The 7,583-nt window shown below is 62.3% G+C and carries 9 protein-coding genes; 4 read left to right on the top strand and 5 right to left on the bottom strand.

Annotated features, from left to right (window positions below):
- The 4 genes from F4U94_RS25420 to F4U94_RS23395 all read right to left on the bottom strand — a co-directional run.
- Window positions 1-120 (bottom strand): twin-arginine translocation signal domain-containing protein (locus F4U94_RS25420; protein WP_150412334.1); only part of this gene is annotated, 120 nt, incomplete at its 3' end.
- Window positions 121-208: 88 nt separating this feature from the next.
- Window positions 209-781: an RNA polymerase sigma factor gene (locus F4U94_RS23405; protein ID WP_066766199.1), complete on the bottom strand. Its 573-nt coding sequence runs from the start codon at window positions 779-781 to the stop codon at window positions 209-211.
- Complete coding sequence (locus tag F4U94_RS23400) at window positions 778-1,197, bottom strand: periplasmic heavy metal sensor (RefSeq protein WP_082733486.1); 420 nt, start codon at window positions 1,195-1,197, stop codon at window positions 778-780. Before F4U94_RS23400 ends, F4U94_RS23405 begins: the two co-directional genes overlap by 4 nt.
- 20 nt (window positions 1,198-1,217) lie before the next feature.
- Window positions 1,218-1,502 carry a hypothetical protein gene (locus tag F4U94_RS23395; RefSeq protein WP_066766221.1) on the bottom strand — a complete coding sequence of 95 codons (285 nt, stop codon included), beginning with the start codon at window positions 1,500-1,502 and terminating at the stop codon, window positions 1,218-1,220.
- A 489-nt stretch (window positions 1,503-1,991) separates the two neighbouring features.
- Here F4U94_RS23395 and F4U94_RS25245 point away from each other — a divergent pair, with 489 nt between their 5' ends.
- Together F4U94_RS25245 and F4U94_RS23380 are read left to right on the top strand one after the other, a co-directional pair.
- Entirely contained in the window at window positions 1,992-2,774 is a 783-nt protein-coding gene (locus F4U94_RS25245; RefSeq protein ID WP_231736642.1) for a glycosyltransferase, read from the top strand.
- A gap of 304 nt (window positions 2,775-3,078) precedes the next feature.
- The gene (locus F4U94_RS23380; RefSeq protein WP_066486526.1) at window positions 3,079-5,166 is read left to right on the top strand and encodes a TonB-dependent receptor; all 2,088 of its coding nucleotides are present in this window, start codon (window positions 3,079-3,081) and stop codon (window positions 5,164-5,166) included.
- Window positions 5,167-5,238: 72 nt separating this feature from the next.
- Here F4U94_RS23380 and F4U94_RS23375 read toward each other — a convergent pair whose 3' ends face one another.
- Window positions 5,239-5,637: a hypothetical protein gene (locus F4U94_RS23375; RefSeq protein WP_004212919.1), complete on the bottom strand. Its 399-nt coding sequence runs from the start codon at window positions 5,635-5,637 to the stop codon at window positions 5,239-5,241.
- Window positions 5,638-6,285: 648 nt separating this feature from the next.
- Here F4U94_RS23375 and F4U94_RS23370 point away from each other — a divergent pair.
- Window positions 6,286-6,840: a YgjV family protein gene (locus tag F4U94_RS23370; RefSeq protein WP_037478046.1), complete on the top strand. Its 555-nt coding sequence runs from the start codon at window positions 6,286-6,288 to the stop codon at window positions 6,838-6,840.
- Complete coding sequence (locus F4U94_RS23365) at window positions 6,837-7,436, top strand: GNAT family N-acetyltransferase (protein WP_066764259.1); 600 nt, start codon at window positions 6,837-6,839, stop codon at window positions 7,434-7,436. The genes F4U94_RS23370 and F4U94_RS23365 overlap by 4 nt, the downstream gene beginning before the upstream one ends.
- Window positions 7,437-7,583: the final 147 nt, after the last annotated feature.

Below are 7,583 nucleotides of genomic sequence, written 5' to 3'. Positions count from 1 at the left end.
CTTGGCGATGCCGCGCGACACGGGTTGCGCCCAAGCTGGCAGGTAGGCCGACATGGCCAGCGTGCCGCCGAGCATGGCGGTTCCGCGCATCACGTCGCGCCGGTTCAGATTGCGGCTCATGCCGTTCCTTCACTCCAATTCAATGCTTGCAGCCGGGGGAGGACGCCGCCGACATTACCCCTTATTACGCATGAACCAGCCCACCCCCTCATGCGCAATCGAGAATATCCAACAATTTTTTACGCGCGCGCCGGAGCCGCGTCTCCACGGCCTTGCCACTGATCCCCAGCGCGGCGGCGGTTTCCTTTTGGGACAAGCCCTCCACGGTCCGGAGCAAGATCGTCTCCTTGAGCGTGGCCGGCAGCTGGGATACCGCGCGCGAAAGCCGGGCTAGCTCAGCGCGATGGAAGGTTACCGCGTCGGCGCCTGGCGCCTCGTCCCACTCACTCTCCATCGTCTCGGGCGGCAGCGAAGAGGCGAACGATAGTATCTGGCGTATGCGCCGCCGCCGATGCCAGTCGCGGCTCTTGTTGATCGCCACGCGGGCCAGCCACGCAGCGAGCGGCCGATCTCCGTCATACCTTCGCAGGTTCTGAAAGGCGGACGCGAAGCATTCCTGAGTGAGGTCAAGCGCCTCTTCGGCGTCGCCGATATGTGCACGGATCAGGCGGTAGACCGGCTCCTGGTGCCGGCGCATGATCTCGGCGAAGGCGGCCTGACGTCCAGCGAGCGTCAAGGCGGCGAGTTCGCCGTCGGTGCAGGCCGAAAGTTCAAGACTCACCGCGCGTCTGCGGTCAGCGCCTTCACCACCGCGCGGTCGAACGTCCTTGCCTGGTCGGGCCGCAGGATCTGCCGCATCGCGAACATATGGTTCAACGTCTCCTTTTGGAGCTCGCCCATCGAGCCGTGCGAACGATCGACGGCCGCCGCGACCTGCGGCCCGTTACCATGTTCGGCCTCGATGGCGTCGGCGAGCCGCGCGTTGTCGGCCCTGAGTTCCAGCTCCAAGGCACGCCTTCGAACGGTGAAGCGGGACTCCAGCGTCTCGAGCTTGGTCCGTTGAGCCTCGTCCAACTCGAGCCCGTCGTGGAGCAAGCTGTGAAGCTCCACACCTGGGCTCGTCGGCGTAGGAAACACCTCGCGTCCAGCCCACACGCCTGCGACCGCCGCCACGAACGCGACGGCCGCGATCAGCATCGTTCTCCGGGCGCTGCTCGTCATTGGAACGCCAGCAAGGTCGAAGGCGCTAGCGGCACGGCAGGTCCGAAAGGCGTCAGCGTCGGCATCTGCGCAGTCGCCGCTGCGGATGACAATCCGCCGCCCACCACTCCCAAGACGACTGCGCCTACCGCTGCCAGCATGCCAGCCCGCAGTGTCACTCCGCTGCCCGCGTGCTGCTCCGCCGCGATCAACCGCATGACATCCCCTTCCAGTTCAGCAAGCCGGGGATGAAGCGGCTGCTCGGCAAGGCGGCGCAACGCGCTGTCCAAATCCATATCCATGTTCATTCCTCCGTCGTGCTAACATTCATTACGCACGGCCGGCGAACACCCCTCGAATCCGACGTGAACGAATGTCACGAAGCGGAACGCCCCCGGGCCGGCGGCGCACTCTTCCATTGCGCCCAATCGTTCACAACTCGCACGCAGGCCGGCGATCCACGCGTCCCGCTGTTTTCAAGTTCCTGATTCACCTTCTATTGGCAGGCCGAGCGCAGCTAGGGCGGCAACCATGGTGTTCGTCAGGTCAAGCGAGGGGGCGACAATGTGTGCGTGGCGGCTGTGGGCAACAGCATGGCCGTGCATATGTCGACGTTTGTCGCGACCAGATAGCGCGATTGGCAACAAGCCGCCGATATTGCTCGTGAGCCGGGCAGCGGCACATGACCATTCCGCTGTCCGCAGGAGTTGGGTGACGGCAAGCGGAATGGTCCAAGAACGGGCAGCGGCGATAGATCGACACTATCGTCTTCTGGAGGAAATGGAGGGGCCATGTCTGTGTCTGCCCCCCCGCCGAGGAGGCGGTTTGGGCTCATCCTCCTTGGCGACGGCGTCGATCGACCCAAAATCTTCAGCCGCGTCGCTGGCAATCCCCACATCCGGCTGTTTAAGCCGATCTTCGAGCGTGAGCGATTTGCATCCGTGTTGGCCAGCGCAGATGCGCTCGTGCACGGATCGGATACCGAACCTTTTGGTCTCGTTGCCTTAGAAGCCATCGCGTCAGGGCTGCCGTTGATTGTTCCTAACGAGGGAGGGTCAGCGGAATTTGCAGCACCAAGCCATTCCGAATCCTATAATGCGCGTGACGCGAAATCCTGCGCAGCGGCGATCCTGCGCCTGTTGGCGCGGGATTCCGTACAGTTACGTTCGGCAACCCTGGATGCAGCAGGAAGCCTCGCTGTTTGCGGCCTTCTTCTCGCGGGGCCTGGCTTTGCTCAATCGCCGAACTGGTTGAACGCCCGGACGATCGAAATCGACATGAAGAATTTCGCTTTCGTTCCAGCCACGATCACGCTTCAACGCGGTGTTCCCTACCGCTTGCGCTTTGTTAACACGGCAGGGGGCGGCCACAATTTTGTCGCCAAGGCCTTTTTCGAGCAAGCCAGTATTGCCCCTGCCAGCCGGTCGACGATCAACAAGGGTGAGGTCGATCTGGGAGGCGGAGAAAGCGGGGACGTGCGCCTGGTTGTCAACCGGATCGGAACCTACGACGTGCATTGTTCGCACTTCATGCACTCGATTTTCGGCATGAAAGGCAAGATCGTCGTCCGGTGAGCGTCACTGGCTCGGCTCTCTTCCATGTCATGGCTGAGGACGTTCGGCGTAATGCAACGGCAAAGCCAACTCAGGCTCTGATAAGTGATCTCGTCGGGCTTCGTAACATTGCCGTAGTCCGTTTCGCTGGCCTCATATTTTAGAGAGCAAGTCAACGGGCCCGACAGCGACCACCCCGAAGGGCTATTGCGACGCACTCTCAAATCACCTATTGCGTTGGTGAGAGAGATTCGCAAAAGGGTCAACGGTGAGAAATCTTGGTATTGGAACTGCACTCGGCTTCGGGCTGCTCACCGTCCCGGCAATGGCTCAAGACCAGTTCCTGCCGGGACCCGGCAGCACCTCGCAAACGATCATCGTGACCGGCGTCCGCGACGGCTATCAGATCGATGCGACCAGCACCGCCACGCGCACACCGACCGAGCTCAACGATGTCCCCCAAGCGGTCTCGATCATCACGGAAACGCAGATCGACGACCAGGCGATGCGCTCTATTGCCGATGTACTACGCTATGTCCCCGGCGCCGTAATCTCCCAAGGTGAGGGACACCGCGATCAGATCATCCTGCGCGGGAACAGCAGCACCGCAGACTTCTTCGTCGATGGCTTGCGGGACGACGTGCAATATTATCGCGGCCTCTACAATGCAGAGAGGATCGAGGTTCTGAAAGGTCCCAACGCGATGATCTTCGGGCGCGGCGGCGGCGGGGGCGTAATCAACCGCGTCACCAAGCGCCCTGTCGCCAACGCCTTCATCAGCGGCAGCGGTTCGGCGGACACATATGGCGCATGGTATGTCGACGCCGACATCAGTCAGCCACTCAGCGAGTCCGTCTCCACCCGGATGAACGCCGTTTACGAGGAGTTCCGAAACAATCGCGACTTCTATGACGGGCGCCGGGTTGCGATCAACCCGACCGTCGCGCTCTCGCTCGGCGGTGCGACTCGGATCGATCTGGGCTTCGAATATAACAGCGACAAGCGAACGATCGACCGAGGCGTCCCCTCGGCCGTTCAGGGCTCGCTGACGAGCCCGTCACGCCCGCTCACCGGCGCCCGCGACACCTTCTTCGGTGTGCCGGGATTCAACGTCAGCGATTTCGAGGCCAAGGTCCTGAATGGGCGCGTCGAGCACCGCTTCAGCGACAATCTGACCCTGACCAGTCGGGTCCTGTATGGTGATTACGACAAGCTCTATCGGAACGCCTTTCCGGTCACCCCGGTCACGTCGCGCGGCGGCGTCCAGAGCGTCGGCCTCGAAGCGTATAGCGATCCCACGACACGCAAGAACCTGCTCAACCAGAACGACCTTGTTTGGAGGGTCACCACTGGACCCGTCCGCCACGTGCTGCTCGCTGGCTTCGAAATTAGCGACCAGCGCACGCGCAACCAGCGGATCAACGGCTTTTTCGGGGGTGGTGATATCGTCAACGGGGGGCGGCGCGTCTTTGTCGGGTTGGCCGACCCGATCACGGTGCCGCCGGTCACGCTGCGCACCACTCCCAATACCGGCTACCGGTCAATCCGCACGAACGCCGACGCCGCCGCCTTCTATGTGCAGGACCAGATCTCGATCGGCGACCATGTCGATCTGATCGGCGGCGTTCGCCGCGACCGCTTCACGCTTAACGTCGACGACCTGGTTGCCGGGCAGAGCTATCGCCGGACCGACACGCTTTGGTCTCCCCGAGTGGGCGTGGTGCTCAAGCCGGTGCAACCTGTCTCGATATACGCCAGCTATAGCCGGTCCTTCCTGCCGCAGTCGGGGGATCAATTCTCATCGCTCGATGTCACCAGCGCCGCGCTGGAGCCGGAGAGGTTCGACAATTACGAGCTTGGCCTCAAATGGGATATCCGCCCGACGCTGAACCTGACCGCCGCCATCTACCAGCTTGACCGCACCAACACCCGCGCGGCCGACCCCAATGACCCCGCACGGACGGTGCTCACGGGCGCGCAGCGCAGCAAAGGGCTCGAACTCGGCCTTAGCGGCGCGATCACACCCCAGTGGCAGATCAGCGCGGGCTATGCGCTGCAGGACGCGACAATTCGCAAAACGACGAGTGCCGCCCCGGCCGGGCGCGAGGTTCCGCTGGTTCCAAAACAACAGGCTTCGCTCTGGACGCGTTACGACCTCACCCCACGCTTGGGGGCCGGCGCCGGTGTCTACCACCAGTCGAAAAGCTTCACGTCCATCAGCAACACCGCCATCCTGCCCGCCTTCACCCGCGTCGATGCCGCCGCATTCTTCAAGCTCACCCCCCAGATCGAGGCGCAAATCAACGTCGAGAATCTGCTTAACAGCGATTATTTCTCGTCCGCCTACAACGACAACAACATCATGCCCGGCGCGCCGACGACGGTGCGCGCAACGGTTAGAATGAGATTATAACGGTGTTGGCCAACTTGGTCGGGTGCGGATCAAGCCGCCCTCGCAAAAGTCGGTGAGACGCCGCTGGCCGGTTTAGAAACCAGTCTTCGCCGATGGATCACAGGACTGGCGCATGAACTCCAGGGCATCACCGACGCGGCGCACCGCGTCGTTGTCCCCGACGAATATATCGAGACCCTCGTAGGGCTGCGCGCCCCCTTTGATCTCCACCGACGCCTGGGGCGCGTTGGCCGAGTAAAGCGGTCGGATCGCAACCACCTGATCTAGTTTCACGCTGAGGGCGCTTTTGTCGGCGAGCGTGAGCGTAACGAGGCAACCACCTTTCACTCCTACGCTCGTGATCCTGCTGTTCCGCACGAAACCCGGCCAAGGCTTTGCGACGGCTGTGCCGCGGGTCAGCATGTCCTGGACGAACTTCGACGCACCCGCGGCGGTTCGTGGTTTGGCGGGCACCACCTGCTGAGCCGCCACGGGCGCTGCGCTTCCGAGCGAAAGTGCGTAGATCAATAGGTCAGGACGATGGGGCATCAGTGAACTTTAGCCGACCTTAGTCCTGCGTGGCGATAGGCGGAGGCGGCGCGGGCGCCTGATGCCGGGCGGGAAACAACGGCACGCCACCCCTATGATGGCCGTAGCCGTAATCACCTACGTCGAGCTGGAGAAGGCAATTCGCATAGCTCTCCGTTCCAGGCTGGAAGCCGTAGCTCGCACACGCCGCCCGATGGCGAGCGGCCATTTCTCGCGGACTGACGCAGCCAGAAAGCACGAGCGACGTCGAGATGGCGAGAAGCTTGAAAGCGTCACGCACCATTGTCCTGGTCCAAACAAGGGCGGAACCCAAGGGGAAGAGCGCCGCGCTGGACGCAGAATGAACCAGTCCTCGTCAAAAGCCAAATGCCATTGTGGCCGGGACTCGCGATGGGAAAGCGGTCGACGACAACGCCACATTAACCTTCTTCCTTCACGGTGGAAGCCGGACCAACCCCGACGCGAGCGTGCATGTCGCTTTTCCTCGATCAAACGTTTGCGAGCACCGGGTTAGCTGCGATCCTATTCGGGGCTGTTGGTCTCGGCTGCGTGGTGAGCTGGCCGCTCCTACCCTCGCGCCGGGGAGCGCTCATGGTGCAGGGCGCGGGCGCGGGCGCATTCGCGCTTCACTTCGCGCTGATCGGCGCGCCTACCGCTTCGGCCGCATGCGTTCTTTCCCTGATGCAGCTCACCGTCGCGCTGGTGGTTCGTGACCGGGTTGCCAAGCTCGCGCTCGACGGCGCGACGTTGCTCGCGCTGCTGTTGCTCACCGTGGCGACCTGGCATGGAATCCTGTCCGGCCTTGCCGCTTGCGGCGGTGCATCTTCTTTCATTGCGCGGACCCAGCGATCAACGACGCGGATGAAGATCGTCTTTCTCGTGGCCGCGCCCTTCTGGCTGGCCCACAATCTTCTCATTGGCGCACCGTTCGCCTTGGCCGTTGATCTTGTATCGGTCGCGGGGAATCTGCTCGGGCTTTTTGCCTTTTGGAAGCGGGAACAGCGTCAAGCGGACGGGCCGCGCAGCCTCAGCTATCCGGCGCGGCTTTCCCCACGTCACGCTTTCCGCTCTGGTCACCTTTCCCTCGGCAAACTCGCGATCTCAAAGCGCGCGCGCGCGTTACAGGGAGTCCAGATCCTCACATGACACAGGTAATATACGCGCGCCCACTCCCGCCGGCGCGTTCGATAGCTCAAGTAGGCGGAAAGCAGAGCTGGAGCGAGCTACGGCCGGCGAACCTTGACGACGCTAAAGCTTTGGTACGCTTGAAGATCGCCCTCGCTCGCGAAGCGGAACATATGATCTTCGATGTCCGGGATCGAGGGGAACTCCTGCGCCGCACAACTGCCGAACTAAACGCCGCCGTAGCCGGCGAGCGAGGCATCTTCGTCCTGCAACGCATAGGCGACCTCGTCGGCTACATAGATGTACGGAGCGTGTGCATCGAAGGCGCTGCAGAATTTGCCTCTTTTGATCTGGCTATCCGGACACGGTGGCAGGGACGTGGGCTTGGAGCAAGCCTGGTGAAGTCCGCCGAGGAATGGGTACGTCGCCGTGGCTTGCTCTTCCTGATCTTCCACGTCGCTGTTCGCAACGACCGGGCGTTCGCATTTTATGAACGGCTTGGCTATACCGTGTGCGGAGATGTTGTGGCAGCCAATAAAGAATCAGGCGTTATTGGCGATTACTACGCGATGGGCCGAATGCTCGATGCTGATGCTGAGGAGGATGCGTTAGCGTGATGCATAACTATCATCCCGCCGGCTCTGTTGCAAAGATTGGCGGCAGTCAGAGGTAGGCTGTCGCTCTGCGCCGATCAGGCGGCTGCTGCGAAATGGTGGTTGAGCATGCCCATGGCCTCCGTCAGCGCCGAGGGCCCAATGCCAAAA

It is taken from the genome of Sphingobium limneticum (genome assembly GCF_008710155.1).
Classification (GTDB): domain Bacteria; phylum Pseudomonadota; class Alphaproteobacteria; order Sphingomonadales; family Sphingomonadaceae; genus Sphingobium; species Sphingobium limneticum.
The sequence above is the reverse complement of the archived record's forward strand: the minus strand, read 5'-3'. Positions and strand labels throughout refer to the sequence as shown.

Coding starts and splice junctions, on each gene's coding strand:
- F4U94_RS23400 (WP_082733486.1), bottom strand. CDS start 1,197: ATGCTGATCGCGGCCGTCGCGTTCGTGGCGGCGGTCGCAGGCGTGTGG.
- F4U94_RS23395 (WP_066766221.1), bottom strand. CDS start 1,502: ATGGATATGGATTTGGACAGCGCGTTGCGCCGCCTTGCCGAGCAGCCG.
- F4U94_RS25245 (WP_231736642.1), top strand. CDS start 1,992: ATGTCTGTGTCTGCCCCCCCGCCGAGGAGGCGGTTTGGGCTCATCCTC.
- F4U94_RS23380 (WP_066486526.1), top strand. CDS start 3,079: ATGGCTCAAGACCAGTTCCTGCCGGGACCCGGCAGCACCTCGCAAACG.
- F4U94_RS23370 (WP_037478046.1), top strand. CDS start 6,286: ATGGTGCAGGGCGCGGGCGCGGGCGCATTCGCGCTTCACTTCGCGCTG.
- F4U94_RS23365 (WP_066764259.1), top strand. CDS start 6,837: ATGACACAGGTAATATACGCGCGCCCACTCCCGCCGGCGCGTTCGATA.